This is a genomic window from uncultured Lutibacter sp. (genome assembly GCF_947495725.1).
Lineage (GTDB): Bacteria > Bacteroidota > Bacteroidia > Flavobacteriales > Flavobacteriaceae > Lutibacter.
Map to the genome: position 1 here is coordinate 292,763 of NZ_CANLZZ010000003.1, position 23,513 is coordinate 316,275.

Annotated in this window: 14 protein-coding genes and 1 other RNA gene; all 15 read right to left on the minus strand. The window is 30.8% G+C overall.

The genetic code is table 11. The features are described from left to right. Nucleotides 1-32: 32 nt before the first annotated feature. Nucleotides 33-908, minus strand: coding sequence for an anti-sigma factor (locus Q0776_RS08290; protein ID WP_298366968.1), 876 nt, complete (start codon nucleotides 906-908; stop codon nucleotides 33-35). 70 nt (nucleotides 909-978) lie between these two features. Then, on the minus strand, nucleotides 979-1,650 hold the full coding sequence (locus tag Q0776_RS08295) for a Crp/Fnr family transcriptional regulator (protein WP_298366971.1): 672 nt from the start codon (nucleotides 1,648-1,650) through the stop codon (nucleotides 979-981). A 105-nt stretch (nucleotides 1,651-1,755) separates the two neighbouring features. Next, nucleotides 1,756-4,158, minus strand: a complete 2,403-nt coding sequence (locus Q0776_RS08300) for a glycoside hydrolase family 31 protein (RefSeq protein WP_298366974.1) — start codon at nucleotides 4,156-4,158, stop codon at nucleotides 1,756-1,758. A gap of 139 nt (nucleotides 4,159-4,297) precedes the next feature. Next, nucleotides 4,298-6,205 (minus strand): 1,4-alpha-glucan branching protein GlgB, encoded by a 1,908-nt coding sequence (gene glgB / locus Q0776_RS08305; protein ID WP_298366976.1) that lies wholly within the window; start codon nucleotides 6,203-6,205, stop codon nucleotides 4,298-4,300. A gap of 77 nt (nucleotides 6,206-6,282) precedes the next feature. Further along, entirely contained in the window at nucleotides 6,283-8,223 is a 1,941-nt protein-coding gene (locus Q0776_RS08310; protein ID WP_298366978.1) for an alpha-1,4-glucan--maltose-1-phosphate maltosyltransferase, read from the minus strand. A gap of 14 nt (nucleotides 8,224-8,237) precedes the next feature. Further along, the gene (locus tag Q0776_RS08315) at nucleotides 8,238-9,503 is read right to left on the minus strand and encodes a glucose-1-phosphate adenylyltransferase (RefSeq protein WP_298366981.1); all 1,266 of its coding nucleotides are present in this window, start codon (nucleotides 9,501-9,503) and stop codon (nucleotides 8,238-8,240) included. Nucleotides 9,504-9,564: 61 nt separating this feature from the next. Further along, nucleotides 9,565-10,767: a glycogen synthase gene (gene glgA, locus Q0776_RS08320; protein ID WP_298366983.1), complete on the minus strand. Its 1,203-nt coding sequence runs from the start codon at nucleotides 10,765-10,767 to the stop codon at nucleotides 9,565-9,567. 414 nt (nucleotides 10,768-11,181) lie between these two features. Next, the gene (locus Q0776_RS08325; protein WP_298366986.1) at nucleotides 11,182-13,443 is read right to left on the minus strand and encodes an aconitate hydratase; all 2,262 of its coding nucleotides are present in this window, start codon (nucleotides 13,441-13,443) and stop codon (nucleotides 11,182-11,184) included. Nucleotides 13,444-13,656: 213 nt separating this feature from the next. Further along, a complete protein-coding gene (locus Q0776_RS08330) occupies nucleotides 13,657-16,434 on the minus strand; it encodes a bifunctional aconitate hydratase 2/2-methylisocitrate dehydratase (RefSeq protein ID WP_298366988.1) in 2,778 nt (925 codons plus the stop codon). A 360-nt stretch (nucleotides 16,435-16,794) separates the two neighbouring features. Next, an RNA gene (rnpB, locus tag Q0776_RS08335) (RNase P RNA component class A) lies at nucleotides 16,795-17,095 on the minus strand. A gap of 182 nt (nucleotides 17,096-17,277) precedes the next feature. Further along, nucleotides 17,278-18,411, minus strand: coding sequence for a molecular chaperone DnaJ (dnaJ, locus tag Q0776_RS08340; protein WP_298366991.1), 1,134 nt, complete (start codon nucleotides 18,409-18,411; stop codon nucleotides 17,278-17,280). An 11-nt stretch (nucleotides 18,412-18,422) separates the two neighbouring features. After that, nucleotides 18,423-18,953, minus strand: a complete 531-nt coding sequence (locus tag Q0776_RS08345; RefSeq protein ID WP_298366993.1) for a nucleotide exchange factor GrpE — start codon at nucleotides 18,951-18,953, stop codon at nucleotides 18,423-18,425. 169 nt (nucleotides 18,954-19,122) lie between these two features. Next, nucleotides 19,123-20,430, minus strand: coding sequence for a UDP-N-acetylglucosamine 1-carboxyvinyltransferase (murA, locus tag Q0776_RS08350; RefSeq protein ID WP_298366996.1), 1,308 nt, complete (start codon nucleotides 20,428-20,430; stop codon nucleotides 19,123-19,125). 12 nt (nucleotides 20,431-20,442) lie between these two features. After that, on the minus strand, nucleotides 20,443-21,075 hold the full coding sequence (locus Q0776_RS08355; RefSeq protein ID WP_298366998.1) for a DUF4290 domain-containing protein: 633 nt from the start codon (nucleotides 21,073-21,075) through the stop codon (nucleotides 20,443-20,445). Nucleotides 21,076-21,139: 64 nt separating this feature from the next. Further along, nucleotides 21,140-23,467 (minus strand): UvrD-helicase domain-containing protein, encoded by a 2,328-nt coding sequence (locus tag Q0776_RS08360; protein WP_298367000.1) that lies wholly within the window; start codon nucleotides 23,465-23,467, stop codon nucleotides 21,140-21,142. Nucleotides 23,468-23,513: the final 46 nt, after the last annotated feature.

The window sequence follows — 23,513 nt, forward strand, 5'->3', positions numbered from 1 at the left end:
AATTAATATAAAAAAGGGTTGATTTATGCTATTTATCTTGAAAATGAACCTGTTGGAAAATTTAAATTTTGTCCCAAATTATATGTGGTATGATCTATTGCATTTGCTGGAATGTCTCCCACTAAAGGCTTTAACAAAAATGGATTAGGGCTATTATCCGGATCTGGTTCTATTGAAATTACAGCCTTACCACCCGATAAATCTACTGGAAAAGTTAATCCAGATGGTGCGTTTAATAAATAATCTTCACCTGGAAATGGCGGACCTGCCATATTATCACTAAAACCATCAAACTCATCTGCTCCTGTAACACTAGTAAACTTACCTGAAGTAACTGGCTGACCGTTTGTTACAACCCAACCTTCATATTTCCAACCAGCTGGTAATGTTGGCAAACTTAATCCAACAGCTGGGGAACCTGATGATAAATCTAAAAACCAAACCCCGCTATTTTCGTCATTATTTGCCCCATTTGTAGGTGTTGCTAAAATATATTTTCCAATGGCAGTTGAAAAGTTATTACCTAATGCCGCTCCGTGATCTATTGATAAAGTTCCTGAATTTCCAGAAAAATCACCCGCTAAAATATGTACATCACTAGGTTCCGGTACATCACCTACGGCTTTTTCAATTGTTAAAATAAATGCTGTTGCAGCATCTAAATCATCTAAATCTAAGTTAAAACTTGTTTGAGATAATATTCCATTATCATTTACTGTAAATCTTCCTGTTGTAACAGGAGAACCACTAACCATAATCCATCCTTCATAAACATAATCTGATCCAAGGTTTTCCAAACCAGAAATATTTAATACTAAATTCTTTGTTGTTGGTTCATCATCATCTGAACAAAATGATACTGTTAAAGCAAAACAGAACAATGCTATAAATTTAAAAATTCTTGTCATAATAATTTGTTTTAATGTTATATGACAAATATATTTGAGTAAAGTAAATTAAAATGTTAGCTATCTAACACTATGCGGTTTTTTTCAAAAAAAGTATTTCTTTTCCTTTAAAATCTATTATTCCTTCTTCCTTTAATTCATTCATTACTAGGTTTAAAGTTGGTCTTGATGTTCCAATTAGGTTTGCAATATCTTTTTGGGTGTATGGATGAGCCGCTTTTAATTTTCCTGTTTTTTCACAACAAACTCCATAATCTTCGCATAATTCGTCTAAAAAATCTAATAATCTGGTTTTAGCATCTTTAAATAATAAAATTTGTAATCGGCGTTCTAATTTTCTAATACGAAAACTAATAAATTTATAAATTTTTAAAGTAAAAGTTTGATTGTCTCTCATTAGGTCATGTAAAGTATTAACTCCTATTGGACATATAGTGGTATTATTATCTATAGATTGTGCAAATTCATTTCTTTTTTCTTCACCAAGAATTGCTTTTTCACCAAACAGTTCACCTTTACATAAAATGGCTTTTACTACTTCTCCTCCGTTTTCTGTATAATAACCTAATTTTACTTTACCTTTTTCAATTAAAAAAACTTTATTCGAAACATCTTCTTCAAAATATATATAGTCACTTTTAGAATATTCACTAAAATTATGGCAGTCTTTGTAGGCCGCAAATTTATGAGGGCATAAAATTTTAAAAAGATTTACGTTTTCGAAATACCAAAGTTTGCTCATTGTATAAATTTGTATCCTTTGTCGCAAAAAACAATAAAACTTACACAAAAACATAAAAAAACCTCTTTAATAAGAGGTTTTTTTGTTTTTTATAAAAATAATTTACTATTCTGATACTATATAAAGTTCTCTAAATTCTTTTGTTACCTCCAAGGTAACATTTCCATTTAATTTTGAAATATCAATTTCTTCATTATCAACTTCAACTTTTTTAATTTTAAATGGCAAGCCATGAATGTTTATCTTAAATGTTTCATAGCTGGTTACATATTTACCAGATTTAAACTGTTGAATTGTTAAAGAATTTTCTTTACCAACTTGATTAAAATTTCTTAAGCTATAACGTCCTTTTTTATAATCATATCCATCGTGAGCATCTTCATAAACTTCTGAAGATTCCTTACCCATTTTAAAATAAACGTCTAAAACCAATTGATCAATTTCTTTTTCCCCAACATATTGCTGAACAGGATACTTTGGAATAATTGCACCTTCTTTTATAAAAATTGGCATACTATCCAAATCGGCATCAACCCAAATTTCTTCTCCACCTTCTTCTATAATAGAATTATCCCAAAAGCTATACCATCTTCCTTTTGGTATGTACATTCTTCTACCTTTTGAATTTGCCTCAATTATTGGACAAACTAATATTTTTTCACCAAAAATAAATTCATCATTTCTATGATGTGTATTGGGATCTTTTTGATCAAATAGTACTAATGACTTAAGAATTGGAATTCCTTCACTAGTATATCTCCAAAAAGTAGTATATAAATATGGTAATAATTGATATCTAATTTCAATGAATTTTCTTACTATATCAGTAATTGTTTTACCAAATACCCAAGGTTCTTGATCTCCATGGTCTCCTGAAGAGTGCACTCTACAAAATGGATGAAAAACACCTAACTGTATCCAACGTGCAAATAATTCACCTGTTGGCTGTTCTGCAAATCCTCCAATATCCGAGCCTGCAAAAGAAAAACCTGACATACACATACGTTGTGCTTGTTGATTTGCAATTGCTAAATGATCCCAAGTAGCAACATTATCACCTGTCCACGTTGATGTATAGCGTTGTGTTCCCGAATATGCAGCTCTAGTAATTACAAAAGGACGTTTTGGATAAGAAAACTTTTTTAAACCATGATAAGTTGCACGAGCCATTTGCATTCCATAAACATTATGCGCTTTTCTATGACTACAAGGGTTTCCGTCATAGTCATGGCGTACATCATTTGGAAAAGTTTTTCCAGGAACATCCATAACAGCAGGTTCATTCATATCATTCCAAACCCCATTTACACCAACTTCTTCTATTAATTCTTTAAATAAATTAGACCACCATTCTCTAACTTCTGGGTTTGTATAGTCTGGAAAATAACATTCTCCAGGCCATACTTTTCCTTTCATATAAGGTCCATCCGCTCTTTTACAAAAATAATCTTTCTCTAATCCTTCTTTAAAAACATCATACTCATTGTCAATTTTAATCCCTGGATCTATAATTACAATTGTTTTAAACCCATCATCCGCTAATTCTTTAACCATTTTCTTTGGATTTGGAAAGTATTCTTTACTCCAGGTAAAACATCTAAACCCTTCCATATAATCAATATCCAAATAAATAGCATCACATGGAATCTTTAATTCCCTAAATTTGGCCGTAATTTCTTTAACATTTGATTCTGGATAATAGCTCCATTTACATTGATGAAATCCTAATGCCCATAAAGGTGGAATATGTTGTGGACGACCAGTTAAATCTGTATAATTAGAAACAACTTCTTTCATATCAGGACCATAAATGAAATAAAAATTCATTTCACCACCTTCTGCCCAAAAACTTGTTATATTTCTTCTTTCCTGACAAAAATCGAAAAATGTTTTAAAGGTATTATCAAAGAAAATTCCATAGGACTTCTCATGATGTATTGCTGTATAAAATGGAATTGCTTTATAAATAGGATCTGTATTTCTACCATAAGCAAAAGAATCTGTTACCCAGTTTTGAAAACGTCTTCCTTTTAAATTGTTATCTACAGGTTTATCTCCTAATCCATAATAATTTTCGGCTTGTTGAGACCTAAAAGACATTTTTACTATATCACCACCAATTTCATAACTTTCTTCCCAGTGAAATCCTATTTCGTCTTCTAAAATTAATGAGTTATCCTTCACATCATGGATAGTTCTTCTCATATCTAACTTTGAAATATTACAAATAAGCTTTGAAGTGGTTATAATGTAATTGTCGTCATCTTCCTCAATTTCCAAATGGTTATATCCTTTACTAGCATACATTGTAATTCCATAAGAAAAATCTTTATCAAAAAGTCCTGTTGTACTATATCTAAAACGTAAAACACTATCTCGTTCCACGGTTAATTCTAAAACAACATTATTCTCACTTTTAAAATATAAGGTATTAACGTTCTTTTTGTAAAAAACTATTTTTGAAGGGCTTTGATTTCCTTTATATTCTAATTCTGTATTTAATATCATATATATATTTTATAATAACGAGATCCAAATTTACTAAAATTAATCATTAAAACTACGCAGTAAAAATTTAAAAAAAGGCTACCATATTTAAATATAATTTAAATATGGTAGCCTTATATTTTGGTTATAATAATTAGTTCTACTTAATTTGAAAAACAGCCATTCCTAATGGAGATAACTTAATATCAGCTGAATAACTTTTTCCATTCCAAGTTTTCTTTTTAATTGTAATTTGTCTTGAATTTACATTTCCACTTCCTCCAAATTTTTCAGCATCAGAATTAAAAATTTCTTTTAATTTTCCATTTACTGGTAATCCTATTTTGTAACTATCAATTGTTCTTGGTGTAAAATTACATACAACTATTACATTTTCAGATGGTTTATTACCTTTTCTAATATAAGATATGACAGAGTTTTCGTGATCATCAAAACTAATCCATTCAAAACCTTCTGAACTAAAACCATTTTCAAAAAGAGCTGGTGTATTTCTATAAAATGCATTTAATTCTGAAAAGTAATTTTTCATGTTTTTATGAGGTTCAAATTCCAACAAATTCCAATCTAAACTAGATTGAAAATCCCATTCATCATATTGACCAAATTCACTTCCCATAAACAATAATTTTGTTCCTGGATGTGTAAACATATAACCATAAAGTAACCTTAAATTAGAAAATCGTTGCCATTCATCACCTGGCATACGTCCTAATATTGAATTTTTACCATAAACTACTTCATCGTGAGACAATGGAAGCATAAAATTTTCAGTAAAAGCATAGGCTAAACTAAATGTAATTTCATTTTGATGGTATTTTCTATATATGGAATCTTTTCCAAAAAATTCTAATGTATCATGCATCCAACCCATCATCCATTTCATTCCAAACCCTAGACCTCCCATTGATGTTGGTTTAGAAACCATTGGAAATGCAGTTGATTCTTCTGCGATTGTTTGTACATCAGGAAAACTTCTATAAACTTCTTCATTCATTTGTTTTAAGAATGAAATAGCGGCTAAATTTTCTTTACCTCCAAACTCATTAGGTTCCCATTCTCCATCTTCTCTAGAATAATCTAAAAATAAAATGGAGGCCACTGCATCTACTCTTAACCCATCTGCATGATATTGATCTAGCCAAAATATTGCATTACTAATTAAAAATGAACGAACTTCATTTCTTTCATAGTTGAAAATTAAACTTTTCCAATCTGGATGATAACCTTTTTTACGATCTGGATGTTCGTACAAATGAGATCCATCAAAAAACCCTAAACCGTGATCATCACTTGGAAAATGAGAGGGTACCCAATCTAAAATTAAACCAATTCCATTCTGATGTAATTTATCAACCAATAATTTAAACTCATCTGGATAACCAAAACGTGATGTTGGTGCAAAATATCCAGTTAATTGATATCCCCAAGAAGGATCATATGGATATTCCATTATTGGCATTAACTCTACATGGGTAAAATTCATTTCTTTAACATAAGCTACCAATTCATCCGCCAATTCAGTATATGATAAAAATCTATCTTCTTCCATTTGACGTTTCCATGACCCTAAATGAACTTCGTAAACGGAATAAGGAGCATCTAGAGAGTTATGCTCTTTTCTGGTTTTCATCCATTTTTTATCTTTCCATTTATAATCATCGCTCCAAACAACAGAAGCCGTTTTTGGTGGATGTTCATTTCTTCTTGCATAAGGATCGGCTTTTTCCGTAACAATTCCACTATTATTAGAATGAATTTTATACTTATATAAATTTCCCTTTCCAACATTAGGAATAAAACCTTCCCATATTCCGGATGAATCCCAACGAACGTTTAATTTATGTTCGCCATCATTCCAATGATTAAAATCACCAATTACTGAAACTTGGTTTGCCGTAGGTGCCCAAACCGAAAAATAAGTTCCCTCAACACCATCTACTGTAGTAATATGTGCTCCAAATTTTTCATAAAGTCTGAAATGATTTCCACCTTTAAATAGAAAAATATCAAATTCGGTAAAAAGACTATAAGGTTTAACTTTTGTCATATAATTATTTATTTATAAGATTTGAATTCCTAACTCAAAGGAATATTGGCCCTTATTGGGCAAAATTTTAATTTTAATTATTTATTAATTATAAAGATATGAAATGGCATTGCTGGATGCAATTCAATAAAATTATATTCATCATACCAATCGTATGTTGAATGCGTAATTAAATCTGTTACTTTAATTTGATGACCTTGCCAAACACCTAATTCATATAAGGGAAGTTTAAGCCAACCTTGCTGCATATAATATTCGTCTAAACTAATAACAATAAGCATTTCGCTTGTTTTATCATCATTCCATTTATAAAATGCAAGTAAATTATCATTATTAATGTCTACAAACTTTATATTGTTAGTTTGCTGCAAGGCTTCATGTTTATTTCTAATATTGTTAATTTGAGATATTAAATGAATTAGCTTATTCTCTTTAAACCAATTATAATTACAAATTTGGAATTTTTCAGAATTTAAATATTCTTCTTTACCTGGAATTGGTTCGCTTATCATTTGTTCAAAAACAGGTCCATATATTCCAATATTTGAACTCAATGTAGCTGCTAAAACATATCTCTGTATATGCTTGGCTTCATTTGCTCCTTGCAAGTGAAATGGATTAATATCTGGAGTATTTGGCCAAAAATTTGGTCTCATAAACTCTTTTTGATCTGTTTTAGTTAAATCTTCAACATATTCAATAAGTTCATGTTTTGTATTTCTCCAAGTAAAATATGTATATGATTGTGTAAACCCTTGTTTTCCTAATTGATGCATAACTTTAGGCTTGGTAAAAGCTTCTGCTAAAAATAATACATCTGGATATTTCTTTTTAATATTGGTAATTATCCAGTTCCAAAAATAATATGGTTTGGTATGTGGATTATCAACTCTAAAAATATTTATTCCACATTCTATCCAATAATACAAATCTTCTAAGCATTGATTCCATAAAGCTTCATATTCTACTGTTTCAAAATATATTGGAAGTATATCTTGATATTTTTTTGGAGGATTTTCGGCATATTGTACTGTGCCGTCTGGTCTCCATTTAAACCATTTTGGATGTTCCGTAACCCATGGGTGATCTGGAGCTGCTTGTAAAGCATAGTCCATTGCAACTTCAATACCCATTTCTTTGGCTTTCCAAACTAGCGATTTAAAATCATCAATTGACCCTAATTGAGGGTGAATAGAAGTATGTCCTCCATCTTTAGATCCAATTCCCCAACAAGATCCAACATCACCTTCATAAGCAGTTGTTGTATTGTTTTTTCCTTTTCTATTTACTTCGCCAATTGGATGAATTGGAGGAAAATATAAAGTATCAAATCCCATTTGAGAAACACGAGGAAGTAATTTTTCACAATCCTTAAATGTTCCATGAACACCTTCTTTTAATGAAGAAGATCTTGGAAAAAACTCGTACCAAGTACTAAATCTTGCTTTTAAACGATCTACATAAATAGTTAAAATTTTCGAATTGTTTGCTAATTTCTTCTCAGGATTTTTAAATAACAAATTATATAAATGCTCACTCTTAACTTCTTCAATAGCCTCGTTGTAACAATCTGTGTTTTTAAAAATATATTGCAATTTTAAGATGTACTGTTTTTCGGATTCTATTGATACAACATTTAATAAATTATCCAAATATTCAACACCTTCGAGAAGTTCTGATGCAACATGTTGATTATCATCAATTTTTCGAATAGTTCCATGCCTCCAATTTAAGGCATAATCAACCCAACCTTCAATTTTATACTCATAAACACCTTGTTTTTCAACATAAAAGGATCCATTCCACTCATCATTTCCGGCGTCCACTAATCTAGATTCTCTCCATTTTTTTTCTCTTTCATGCTTATATAAAATAGAAGCTGCTATAACATCATGCCCATCACCAAGTACAGTTGCACTTACTTCAACTACTTCTCCTACTACTCTTTTAATAGAAAATTCTCCGCTATTTATTTGCGGAGAAATATTTTCTATTACAACTCTTTTTTGATTCATCATTTAATAAATATATACTATTGGATGGTAAATCCATTTGGAATAATCGCTCCTTTTTTAATAACTACAATTCCTTCTTTTATGGCATAAGACTCATTTTCGTCATTTGCTAAATGTTTACCTCCATTAATTCTAACATCGTCTCCAATACAACAGTTTTTATCTAAAATTGCATTTTTTATAAAACAACGCTTACCTATTCCCATGGAAGCCACATTACTATCAAATATTTCTTCTATTGGTTGATAAAAATCACTACCCATCATATAGGTATTTATTACAGTAGATTCTGTATCAATTTTAGATCTAATACCTATTACAGAGTTTTCAATTTTACTGGCATTAATAATACATCCTTCAGCAATAACCGTTTTATTTAAACTGGTTCCCGAAACTTTTGTTGTTGGCAGCATACGTGCTCTCGTATAAATACGTTTTTCTCTGCTATATAGATCAAATTTAGGAAAATCATCAGCTAATCCTAAATTAGCTTCAAAAAAGGAATCTATGTTTCCAATATCAGTCCAGTACCCTTCATATTGATGACTTATAACCTTTTCTTTTCCAATGCTTTGAGGAATTATTTCTTTTCCAAAATCAATGGTAGTAGTATCTTCCATTAAATTTTCTAAAAGTTCTCTATTAAAAATATAAATTCCCATTGATGCCAAATAATTTCTTCCTTCTCCTTCCATTTCAGAGCTAACTTTAGAAGTCCAGTCAGGTAAAAGTTCTGCTGCAGGTTTTTCAATAAATGATGTTATTTCATTTTTATTATTTGTTTTTAAAATACCAAATTCTGTAGCATCTTTGGCATTTACTGGAATTGTTGCAATTGATAAAGATGCTTTTGCTTTTTTATGAGCATTTAACATATCATTAAAATCCATTTGGTACAATTGATCACCAGATAATATTAACATATAATCATACTCCAATCTTTTACAATGGTGCATACTTTGCCTTACAGCATCGGCTGTTCCCTGAAACCATCCTTTATTATTAGGAGTTTGTTCTGCAGCTAAAACATCAACAAAAGCTGAACTAAAAAAACTAAAATGATAGGTATTTTTAATATGTCTGTTTAAGGAAGCTGAATTAAATTGTGTTAATACAAACATCCTTTTTATTCCTGAATTTATACAGTTTGAAATTGGGATATCAACTAACCTATATTTTCCAGCAATTGGTACTGCCGGTTTTGAACGTGTTTCCGTTAAAGGATGCAATCTAGATCCTTGTCCTCCTCCTAAGATAATTGCTAAAACTTTAGTTCCTTGCATAATTTACAATTTTTAATATTTTAATATTTGGTTATATTATTTTATTGAATTTTTGTTGTGCTTAAATTAAAGATTTGTATAAATCTTTAGTTTGATTGGCTATTGCTACCCAATCAAAGTATTCTTCTACTCTTGCTCTTCCTTTTTGTCCCATTGAGTCTCTTAAATTTTTATTATTTATTAATTTATTAACTCCATCGGCTAAATCTCTTGCAAATTTATCAGGGTTAATTGGCTCAAAAGGAGCTTCCGATTGTTGCTCCACATCAACTAAAATACCTGTCTCACCATCTACTACAACTTCTTTTATTCCTCCAACAGCACTTGCAACAACTGCTGTATTACAAGCCATTGCTTCCACATTAATTATTCCAAAAGGTTCATAAATTGAAGGACAACAAAATACATCAGCATGAGAATATAATTGAATAACACTTTTCTTATCTAACATTTCATCAATCCAAATTACATTCTTTCTATTCTTTTTTACTTTATTAACACTGTCTTCCATTTCCTTGGCAATTTCAGGAGTGTCAGGAGCTCCAGCACATAATACCACTTGAGTATCAGGTTCAATATATTTAATTGCATTGACCAAATGTATAATTCCTTTTTGTCGGGTAATTCTACCAACAAATAGTACAAACGGTTTTGTTTTGTCGATACCAAACTTTTCTAAAGTTGAAGTTTCATCGGTTACTACATACTCTTGAAGATTGATACCATTATAAATAACTTTAACTTTATTTTCATCAACATTAAAATTATTTAAAACATCTATTTTTGTTTCTTCTGAAACTGCAATAAGGGCATCAGCCATTTCAATAGCCGTTTTTTCAATCCAAGATGAAGCATCATATCCCAATCCTAATTGCTCTCTTTTCCAAGGACGTAAAGGTTCTAATGAATGTGTTGTTATTACCAAAGGAACGCCATAACAAAGTTTGGCAACAATTCCTGCAAAATGAGCATACCAAGTATGACAATGAACTATATCTGCATCGAGAACTTCAGCATTCATATGAAGACAAGTACTTAAACTATTAAATACGGCTTTTAATTTATTATCTGAATGTTCAAAAATTGGATTATCATAAGGAAAACCTTTTACTGTCATATTTCCTGAACTCGAATTTTGATCTCCAAAACACTTAATATCAATTTCCATTAATTTCTCCAATTCTGTCGCTAAATATTCAACAACAACTCCTGCACCACCATAAACATATGGAGGAAATTCTTTTGTATAAAACAATGCTTTCATAAAACTACTTTCTATTGATTTTAATTTTTTCTCACTTAATTAATTATATAATCTTTCCAGCAACTCACAATTATTTTTGTAAATTTTAATCTATTAAAAATAAATATTTTTTGATTTTAAGAACGGAAAGAAACTTATTAAAATAACAAATGTTATTATAACTAAATTTAAAGTTTTCCTGTTTAAATTGTTCTTCATTTAACATTCAAATTTATGATAAAAAGTTACGAAAAATTTATTTAAGACACTATTTATTTACGAAAACGTTGGAATGAAATTTGTTTTATCTTGTTAGTCAACAATTTACACGTTAAAAAATTAAAAAAACTTTAATTAATTAAAAAAAATAAAAAAAGGAATGTTGAAAAACACTCCTTTTATTTATAAAAATTAGGTTATTTATTCCTTTTTTAATTATGAATTTTCTTTTTTAATAAGATTTAAAGCTGAACCTTCATTAAACCAATCTATTTGACTTTGGTTATAAGTATGATTTAATAGAATAGTATCTTTGGTCTTATCTTTATGCACAATTTCTAATGTTAATTGTTTTTCAGGTGCAAATTTATCTAAATCCACAAAGTTAAATGTATCATCTTCTTTAATTAAATCGTAATCGGTTTCATTTGCAAATGTTAAACCTAACATCCCTTGTTTTTTCAGATTTGTTTCATGAATACGTGCAAAGGATTTCACAATAACCGCCGCAACACCTAAATGCCTCGGTTCCATTGCTGCATGCTCTCGAGATGAACCTTCCCCATAATTATGATCTCCAACAACAATTGATTTTACTCCCGCTGCTTTATATGCTCTTGCCGTTGCAGGAACAGCACCATACTTACCCGTTAATTGATTTTTAACAAAGTTTGTTTTTTTTCCAAAATCGTTTACAGCTCCAATTAAACAGTTATTAGAAATATTATCTAAATGTCCTCTGTAGCGTAGCCAAGGACCTGCCATTGAAATATGGTCTGTTGTACATTTTCCAAAAGCCTTTATCAATAATTTAGCTCCAATAATTTTATTTCCAATTGGTTTAAAAGGTGTTAATAATTGCAATCTTTCTGAAGTTGGACTCACAGAAACTTCAACCTTACTACCATCTTCAACAGGTTCTACATAACCCGCATCCTTCACATCAAAACCTAATGGTGGAAGTTCTAAACCTTTTGGTTCATCCAATTTAACTGCTTCTCCATCTTCATTAATTAGTGTATCATTAATTGGATCAAAATCCAAACGACCCGATATTGCAATCGCAGCAACCATTTCTGGTGAACCAACAAATGCATGTGTATTTGGATTTCCATCAGCACGTTTTGAAAAGTTTCTGTTAAATGAATGTACAATAGTATTCTTCTCTTCACCTTTTAAATCACTTCTATCCCATTGTCCAATGCAAGGGCCACAAGCATTAGTAAAAATAGTTGCGTCTAAATCTTCAAAAACTTTAAGAATTCCATCTCTTTCCGCAGTATAACGTATTTGTTCTGAACCTGGATTTATTCCAAAATCTGATTTTGCCTTAATTTTTTTATCAACTGCTTGTTTTGCAATTGAGGCTGCCCTAGTTAAATCTTCGTAAGAAGAATTTGTACAAGAACCTATTAATCCCCAATCTACTTTTAAGGGCCATCCAAATTCTTTAGCTTTAGCTCCCAATTCTCCTACTGGCGTAGCTAAATCTGGTGTAAAAGGGCCATTTAAATGTGGACGTAAAGTATCTAAATTAATTTCTATTACTTGATCAAAATATTTTTCCGGATTGGTATAAACTTCAATATCTCCTGTTAAATATTCTTTTATTTTGTTTGCTTCGTCCGCAACATCATTTCTATCTGTAGCTCTTAAATAACGCTCCATAGATGCATCGTAACCAAAAGTAGAAGTTGTTGCTCCAATTTCTGCGCCCATATTGCAAATTGTACCTTTTCCTGTACAAGATAAGTTTTTTGCTCCTTCACCAAAATATTCTACAATAGCTCCAGTTCCTCCTTTTACAGTAAGAATTCCAGCTACTTTAAGAATAACATCTTTAGCAGAAGTCCAGCCGTTTAATTTCCCGGTTAACTTAACACCAATTAACTTTGGAAATTTAAGTTCCCAAGCCATACCAGCCATAACATCTACGGCATCTGCTCCTCCTACCCCAATAGCTACCATTCCCAATCCACCGGCATTTACAGTATGAGAATCTGTTCCAATCATCATACCTCCTGGAAATGCATAATTTTCTAAAACTACTTGATGAATAATCCCTGCTCCAGGTTTCCAAAAACCAATTCCGTATTTATTAGAAACTGACGCTAAAAAATCAAATACTTCTTTACTTGTATTATTCGCTCTTTTTAAATCTAAATTAGCGCCTTGTTTTGCTTGGATTAAATGATCACAATGAACAGTAGTTGGAACAGCAACTTTATTTTTTCCTGCTTGCATAAATTGTAATAATGCCATTTGAGCAGTTGCATCCTGACAAGCAATACGATCTGGTGCAAAATCCACATAATCCTTTCCTCTTTTAAAAGCTTTAGTAGCTTTTCCTTCCCATAAATGATTGTACAATATTTTTTCTGCTAAGGTTAATGGTCTTCCTACTATTTCTTTAGCGGCATCAACCCTTTTTGCCATTCTTGAATATACTTCTTTAATTATTTCAATATCAAAAGCCATAAGATTAATTTTAGATTCTATTTATTTTCAATTTTTTGAAACATCAATATACAAAATATGTGTCTCTTTGAAAACATCTTTATAGTTTTTGTTTAAAAGCCAAACAAACTATAATTATAAATTTATTTATCATATCTTACAATCATTAATTTAGCTAATAAAAAAGCCCAAGTTTAAAACTTGGGCTTTTTTATTATAATATATTTTTATTTACTAATTAACCAATAATTTATGAGATGGTTTAAATTTTGTTAGGTTAATACCATCTACTGCAGTTACATATTCTTCTATTGTTGGAGTTCTACCAAGTATTGTTGAAAGAACCACAACTGGAGTTGAAGAAAGTAAGGACTCACCTTTCTTTTCACCTGAATCTTTAACAACTCTTCCTTGAAATAAACGAGTTGAGGTTGCCATAACAGTATCACCTGGTTCTGCTTTTTCTTGATTTCCCATACATAAGTTACAACCTGGACGTTCTAAATACAACATATTTTCATATTTAGTACGAGCCAATCCTTTAGGAGCATTATCATCAAATTCAAAACCTGAATACTTTCGCAATACTTCCCAGTCTCCTTCAGCTTTCAATTCGTCTACAATATTATATGTAGGTGGCGCAACAACAAGTGGCGCATTAAACTCAACTTTACCTTGTTGAGACTCAATATTTTTTAGCATTTGAGCAAGAATTTTCATATCTCCTTTGTGAACCATACACGACCCTACAAAACCAAGATCTACTTTCTTGTTTCCTCCGTAAAATGAAAGAGGTCTTATAGTGTCATGAGTATATCGTTTAGAAACATCTTCATTATATACATCTGGATCTGCTATCATTGGCTCTGCAATAGCATCTAGATCAACTACAACTTCTGCAAAATACTTAGCATTAGAATCGGGTCTTAAGGCTGGCTTTTCACCAGATTTAATTTCCGAAATTCTTTTATTCGCTATATTTATTAAGCCTTTTAGCACTCGCTTGTCGTTATCCATTCCTTTATCAATCATAATCTGGATTCTACTTTTTGAAATCTCTAAAGATTCTATCAAAGTTTCATCTTCCGAAATACAAATTGAAGCTTTTGCTTTCATTTCAGCAGTCCAATCCGTAAAAGTAAACGCTTGATCAGCAGTTAGTGTTCCAATATGTACTTCAATTATTCTACCTTGGAATACGTTATCTCCGCCAAATTGTGAAAGCATTTGTTGTTGTGTAGCATGTACAACATCACGAAAATCCATGTAGTCTTTCATTTCACCTTTAAACGTTACTTTAACCGACTGTGGAATTGGCATAGTAGCTTCTCCTGTAGCTAATGCCAAAGCAACTGTACCTGAATCGGCTCCAAAAGCAACACCTTTAGACATTCTTGTATGTGAATCTCCACCAATTATAATGGACCAATCATCTACAGTAATATCATTTAATACTTTATGAATTACATCAGTCATTGGAGGATAAACTCCTTTTGGATCACGAGCCGTAATCAAACCAAAATCATTCATAAACTTCATTAGTCTAGGAATGTTTGCTTTGGATTTATTATCCCAAACTGAAGCAGTATGACAACCTGATTGATATGCACCATCAACAATAGGTGAAATTGTAGTAGCCGCCATCATTTCTAGTTCTTGAGAAGTCATTAAACCAGTAGTGTCCTGAGACCCAATTATATTTACTTCAACACGAACATCTGAACCTGCGTGTAAAACTTTACCTGGTGTTGTTCCTACTGCATTTTTATTAAATATTTTTTCAACTGCCGTAAGACCTTGTCCTTCATTAGAAACTTCTTTAGATGTCGCATATACAGTTGGCACTTCAATTCCTAAAACTTTAGCCGCAAAGGTTTGTAATTTTTTACCAAAAACAACAGCATAAGATCCACCTGCTTTTATAAATTCCTTTTTTTGCGGAGTTAATGCAGTAGAAATATCTTTTAATTCCTTTTCACCATTATATAATTTTTTGGTCTTCGTATTAATTGTAAGAACAGTTCCTGTTTCTACAGAATACTCTTGTTTTAAAACTGGTTCTCCATCTTCATCCACTATTGTATTGCCATTAGCATCTTTTTGCTTAACCCAGTTTTTAAGATCAATCCCAATTCCTCCCGTAACTCCAACTGTTGTTAAGAAAATTGGAGAAATTCCATTTGTTCCTGCAATTACTGGTGCAATATTTATAAATGGAACATAGGGACTAGATTTAATTCCTGTCCATAAAGCCACATTGTTTACTCCCGACATTCTTGATGAACCTACTCCCATTGTACCTTTTTCGGCAATTAACATCACACGTTTATTTGGATGTTTTTCTTGTAATGCTTTAAGTTCATTTTGCATTTCTTTATTGTGCTCAAATAAGCACTGACCGTGCAATTCTCTGTCCGATCTTGAGTGTGCATCACCTCCAGGAGAAAGTAAATCTGTAGAAATATCTCCAACACCTGCAATATAAGTTACTACTTCAATTTCTTCTTCAATCTCCGGTAGTTTTGTAAAGAATTCTGCTTGTGCATAACTCTCTATAATATCTTTAGCAATTTCACTACCATTATTATAAGCATCTTCTAAACGATCTGTGTCAGCTTCATATAGAAAAACCTGTGTTTTAAGCACTTTTGCCGCTTCTTTAGCAATTTCTTTGTCGCTTCCTAAAGCTAAATCTAATAACACTCCTATTGAAGGTCCTCCCTTCATATGTGATAATTGCTCAAATGCAAATGCAACTGAAATCTCTTCAATAACTGATTCACCAAGAATAATCTCTTTTAAAAACTTTGCTTTTACATTTGCAGCACTAGTTGTTCCAGGTAAAACATTGTAAATAAAAAAGTTAAGAGAATCCTCTCTATACTTATTATTTTTATCTTTAATTTGCTGAATAATTTCGCTAAGTAATTCAGCTCCATCAATTGGCTGTGGGTTTAATCCCTGATCTTTACGCTCTTCGATCTGCTTGATGTATTCTTTATAGGTGTTCATAATATTTCTAGGAATTTAGAGTGTTGGCATTAAATAACAACTGTATAAAATACCAAATCTATTTTATAATTATTTTGGCGAAGTTACAAAAAAGGAAAACTTTAATTTCACTTATTTCTATATTCAAACCTATTTTTACCAATTTAATTTTCAAAAACACCTATTTTTTTTAATAATATAAAATCATATTACGAAAACGTTGTAAATATTAACAATATGGCAAAAAAAACTAGTTTTAAAATTTCTAATATTCTACATATTATCTATTCTATAAATTGTCAAATCATCAATTATAACAATATTTAACCTTTGAAAAAAATGGAAAATGTGAAACAATTTAGTTTTTAAGTAAAATGTATAAAAATAAGTAGGTCTATAAGCCGGATTCTGTTCTTTAAAAGTTCTTATCATTTATCTAGACCATAAATTGCTTTATGGCTCAAGCTGTCTACCCCTTGAAATAAAGCGAGTAACTTTAAAATTTCAATATACATGACATTTCACCGCATAGAGTTTACCTGGTTTCACTACAGCCTAACTGTACTTGCTTTCTGTTGCACTTGTCCTCAACTTACGTTGGACGGATGTTATCCGCTATGCTACTCTTTGGTGTCCGGACTTTCCTCTTTATTAAAAATAAAGCGATAAGACAACCTACTTATTTCTGCAAAAGTAAGCTAATATTTAACATAAAAAAACCCACTCAAAGTTTGAGTGGGAAAATTGCTATGAAAAAGAAAAAGTGTTATTAGATTGTTTCATCTAATAACACTTCAAATATAATTGTAATTTCTAAATAATAAAATATTTAACACAAAATTTACATAAAAACGTGCATTTTATTTAAGAAAACATGTCTTTTACTTTTTCAAAGAAAGATTTATCTAATCTAGAAGGGTTTGGAGTAAAGTTATCATCGGTCTTCATGTTTTCAAAAAACTTTTTTTGTTCTTTCGATAAACTTTGGGGTGTCCAAACATTAACATGCACCAATAAATCTCCATTTCCATAGTGATCAATACTTGGTAATCCTTTACCTCTTAATCTTAATATTTTACCAGATTGAGTACCTGGCTCAATTTTAATTTTAACTTTTCCTGAAACAGTATCAATATTCTTATCTATTCCAAGAACTGCTTCTGAAAAATTAATATATAAATCATAATGTAAATTGGTACCTTCTCTTTTTAAAGTATCATGTTTAATTTCCTCAATAACCACAATTAAATCACCGTCAATAGAATTGTTTCCTGGAGCAGCATTACCTTTACCATTAACTTTTAATTGTACACCATCAGTTACTCCTGGTGGAATTTTAATTGAAACTGTTTCTTCCTTTATTACAAGACCTTGCGCATCTGCATTTTTAGGCTTTTTATCAATAACCTCTCCAGAACCTTGACAAGTTGGACACGTTGAAGCAGATTGCATACGTCCTAAAATGGTGTTAGTAACTCTCATTACTTGTCCTTGACCGTTACAAGTTGAACACGTTTTGTAGGTTGCTCCTTCAGCACCAACTTTTCTTTTAACTTTTACTTTTTTCTCAACTCCATTGGCAATTTCTTCTAAGGTTAATTTTACTCTAATTCGTAAATTACTTCCTTTTACACGCGCTCTACCTCTAGATTGACCGCCAAATCCGCCGCCAAATCCTCCACCGCCAAAAGCACCACCAAATATATCTCCAAACTGGCTAAATATGTCATCCATATTCATTCCTCCACCGCCAAAACCACCGGCTCCGCCACCGTTTTCAAATGCAGCATGACCATATTGATCATATCGAGCTTTTTTGTTTTCATCACTCAGCACCTCATATGCTTCGGCTGCTTTTTTAAAATTTTCTTCGGCTTCTTTATTTCCTGGGTTTTTATCGGGATGGTATTTAATGGCCATTTTTCTATAGCCTTTTTTTATCTCAGCTTGTGTAGCATTCTTTGAAATACCTAATACTTCGTAGTAATCTTGTTTCATGTTTTCAAATATTATTGTCCTACAACAACTTTAGGGTATCTAATTATTTTATCTCCTAATTTATAACCTTTTTCTACTACATCAATTATTTTTCCTTTTAGATCTTCAGTAGGTGCAGGTATTTGAGTAATGGCTTCATGTAATTCAACATCGAAAACAGAACCGTTTTCAACATTAATATAACTCAAACCCTTTTGAGTTAAAGAATTCACCAATTTATTATTAATTAGCTCCATTCCTTTTAACAATTCACTTCCTTCTTCTTCTTTTCTTATTTCATTTAAACCTCTGTCAAAATCATCTAAAATTGGAAGTAAAACTGTCATTAATTCCTCATTGGCAGTTTTAAATAATTCTATACGTTCTCTTGCTGTTCTTTTCTTGAAGTTTTCAAACTCGGCAAACAATCTTAAAAATTTTTCTTTTTCCTGAGAAACTTCAATTTTTAATTGTTCTTCAACACTAATTTCTTGTGTTTCTTCTTGTTTTACTTCGTTATCCTTTACTTCCTTTTCTTCTTTGGAATCCTTCTTTTTACTCATAATTTTATTTAAAAAATTTTTCACTTATTTAGTTAGCAAAAGTATTGCCATTTTTTTAATTATGCCAATATGACATTTATTATTCCAAACCATTTTATAAAAGTTATTTTATTTCATAAAAAAATGGATAATTATTCATTATCCATTTTTTTATATTAATATGGTAAAACTATTCAATACGTTTAATTTTTGCACCAATTGCTTGCAAACGTTTATCTATATTTTGATAACCTCTATCAATTTGCTCAATATTATGAATAGTACTAGTACCTTTTGCTGAAAGCGCCGCAATTAACAATGAAATTCCCGCTCTTATATCTGGAGATGTCATTACTGTTGCTTTTAAACTAGATTCATGATTCATTCCAATAACGGTTGCTCTATGAGGATCACAAAGGATTACTTTTGCTCCCATATCTATCAATTTATCTACAAAGAATAATCGACTTTCAAACATTTTTTGATGAATTAGCACACTTCCTTTTGCTTGTGTTGCAACTACTAAAATAATACTTAATAAATCGGGTGTAAAACCAGGCCAAGGTGCATCTGATATTGTTAAAATGGAACCATCAATAAAATTTTGAATTTCATAACTATCTTGTTCAGGTATAAATATATCATCACCTTTTCGTTCTAAATTAATTCCAATTTTTTGAAACACACGAGGAATTAACCCTAAATCATCCCAACTAACATTTTTAATTGTAATTGATGATTTGGTCATTGCTGCCATACCAATCCAACTACCAATTTCAATCATATCTGGTAAAATCCTATGACTACAACCGCTTAATTCCTGCACACCTTCAATAACTAATAAATTTGAGCCAACACCTGAAATTTTGGCTCCCATACTATTTAGCATTTTACACAGTTGCTGTAAATAAGGTTCACATGCAGCATTGTAAATAGTTGTAATTCCACGTGCTTTTACGGCGGCCATTACAATATTTGCAGTTCCCGTTACAGAAGCTTCATCTAAAAGCATATTTGTTCCTGTTAGAAATTCTGCTTCTACACCGTAAAATTTTTCATCTTTATTATACCTGAAATTTGCCCCTAGCTTTATAAAGCCTTCAAAATGAGTATCTAACCTTCTGCGCCCAATTTTATCACCACCTGGACGTGGAATATATCCTTTACCAAAACGAGCTAACAGAGGACCAACTATCATAATTGAACCTCTTAATGAGCTACCATCTTTTTTAAACTTTTCAGATTCTAAATAACTTAAATCTAATTCATCAGCCTGAAAAGTATAAGTGTCCTCATTAATTCGTTTAGTTTTAACGCCTAACTCACCCAGAATATAAATTAATTTATTTACATCTCTAATGTCTGGAATATTACTAATTGTAACTTTTTCTGAAGTTAATAAAACCGCACAAATTACTTGCAAGGCTTCATTTTTAGCTCCTTGAGGAGTTATACTTCCACTAAGTTTGTGACCTCCTTCAATAACAAATTTTGCCATGCTTTTATAAAATTATTTATATTTATAATTTCTTTTTCGAGAATCTTGTTGCTTATTTTTATTAGATTGTTTACGTTTTTTCATTAAATTTTTAACTTCAGAAAGTGTTTCAGAACTATCTGTTAAATCAATTTTACCTTTAGATAATTCTTTTAAATGTTTAAAAATTACTTTATCTTCAACAGTATCTTTATTCCAATTTAAATAGCATTTTTTCATATGATTAGCAATTGTATAATACAATGCTTCTCTTGCCTCTCCCTCTTCCCAAGTTAAGGCAACATCAATCATAATTTGAATATTATTTCCATAAAATCTATATTTTGATGCAGATTTTGGGTATGCTAACGGCTCGGGTTTAGCCTGAAGTTCTTCTTTTAATGGTTTTTCATACGGAGAATCTACATCCAATTTAAAATCGGACATTATAAATATTTGATCCCATAATTTATGTTTAAAATCAGGAACATCGCGTAAATGAGGTTGTAAATTACCCATTACATCAACAATTGCTTGCGCCATTTTATTTCTTTCATCAATATCTTCTAGCGCAATACAATGGTCTACCAATTTTTGAATATGTCTTCCATATTCAGGTATAATTAAATGAGGACGTTCCCCGTTGTATTCTAAATCAAATTCCATGTATCTTTTCTTCTTTTTATTTTATGCAAATTACAATATAAATATTGGTTTCACAACGTTATTTTCAGCTTAAAATTGTTAGTTTGGCAAATTGAAGCAATAACTTTTTAACTCCTACTGTTGCAAATCTTATTTCAGCTTTTTGATTTGCTCCCGAACCTTCCAAACTAAGAACCTCTCCTTTTCCAAATTTAGTGTGATTTACTATATTACCAACAACAATTTTACTATCGAACAAATTAGTATTTGGATTGTTTTTTTTAATTACTTTTTTCAAGTTCTTTGGAGCCTGAAACTCAATTTTTGGTGGTGTATTTTTTTTAATTGGAGTTCGTTGAACTGGTTTTTTAAATCTTATTTTATTTTGTGGTACGCTTCCAAATATATCGTCATTTATAAATTTATTTTGTGTTGGTACAATATTTTTTACAGTTAAATAGTCTAGAAATTTATCGTCTATTTCCTCTAAAAATCTACTTGGTTCACAATCAACTAATTTACCCCAGCGATATCTATTTTGAGAATAACACAAATATGCTTGTTTTTCGGCTCTAGTAAGTGCCACATAAAATAATCTTCTTTCTTCTTCTAATTCGCTTCTGGTGTTCATACTCATTGCTGAGGGAAATAAATTTTCCTCTAAGCCAACTATATAAACATAAGGAAATTCTAATCCTTTTGCTAAGTGAATTGTCATTAACGAAACCTTTGGAGAGTCATCTGTTGATTTTTTATCTAAATCTGAAGCTAAGGCCGCATCTTCTAAGAAAAAAGCTAAGGAGTCATCTTCTTTTTTTTCTTTTTGCTCATCGGTAAATCCTTTAATGGCATTTAATAATTCTTGAATATTTTCAACTTTACTAACACCTTCAGGAGTTCCATCTTGTTCTAAATCTTTAACTAACCGTGTTTGTTTTACAACAAAATCTGCTACTTCAAATGCATTTTTAGTTTGTGCTTCAATTTGAAAATGTTTAATCATTGTAACAAAGTTGGTTAACTTTGTTTTTGTACCAGCATTTAAATTTATGTCTATTTGATTTAAATTACATAGTAATTCAAAAATGGACTTTTTATAATGATTAGCTGCAACAGACAATTTATCAATTGTAGTTGCCCCTATTCCACGTGCCGGATAATTAATAACACGCTTTAATGCTTCTTCATCATTTGGATTAATCAATAAGCGAAGATATGATAATGTATCTTTAATTTCTTTTCTTTGATAAAATGAAAGTCCACCGTAAATTACATAATCAATATCTTTTTCACGAAGCGCATCTTCAATTGCTCTGGATTGCGCGTTGGTTCTATACAAAACTGCAAAATCGGAGTTTTTGAGTTGTAAATTCATTTTATTATCAAAAATTGAACTTGCAACAAATTTCCCCTCTTTTACTTCTGTAACAGTACGCATAACTTTTATTGGTTCTCCGTCACTATTTGCCGTCCAAACTTGTTTGTCTAATTTTGTTTTGTTTTTTGCAATTACACTATTAGCAGCTTCGACAATTGTATTAGATGATCTATAATTTTGTTCTAATTTAAATATTTTAACATCGTCATAGTTTTTCTGAAAATTTAAAATATTTTGAATATTAGCTCCCCTAAATGCATATATACTTTGAGAATCATCACCTACAACACAAATATTTTGAAATCTATCTGCCAAAGCTCGTACAATTAAATATTGCGAATGGTTTGTATCCTGATACTCATCTACTAAAATATACTTAAATCGTTCTTGATATTTGTAAAGTACCTCTGGAAATCTAGTTAATAATTCATTAGTTCTTAACAATAAATCATCAAAATCCATAGCTCCTGCTTTAAAACAACGTTCCACATAATGATGGTATATTTCTCCCATTTTTGGACGTTGTGTCATTTTATCAGCTTCAATAAGCTCTGGATTTCCAAAATAAGCTTTAACTGTAATTAAACTATTTTTAAAAGATGAAATTCTACCAAGCACCTGTTTTGCTTTGTAAAGGTCTTTATCTAATTGCATTTCTTTAATAATAGAAGATAGCAATCGAACCGAGTCTTGTGTATCGTATATGGTGAAATTTGACGGATAACCTAAATGATGCCCTTCCGATCTTAAGATTCTTGCAAAAACTGAGTGAAATGTACCCATCCATAAATTTTTGGCTTCAGAGGCTCCAACAACATTTCCAATACGTTCTTTCATTTCTCTAGCCGCTTTATTGGTAAATGTTAATGCCAAAATATTAAACGCGTCGACACCTTCATTCATTAAATGAGCTATTCTAAAAGTTAAAACACGAGTTTTACCAGAACCTGCCCCAGCGATAATAATCATTGGTCCATTTTTATGGATTACAGCAGCTTTTTGAGATTCGTTAAGGTTTTCTAAGTAGTTTATCACAGGAATTCTTTAAAATTCAAAAATACTATTACAAATTAAGTTGGGC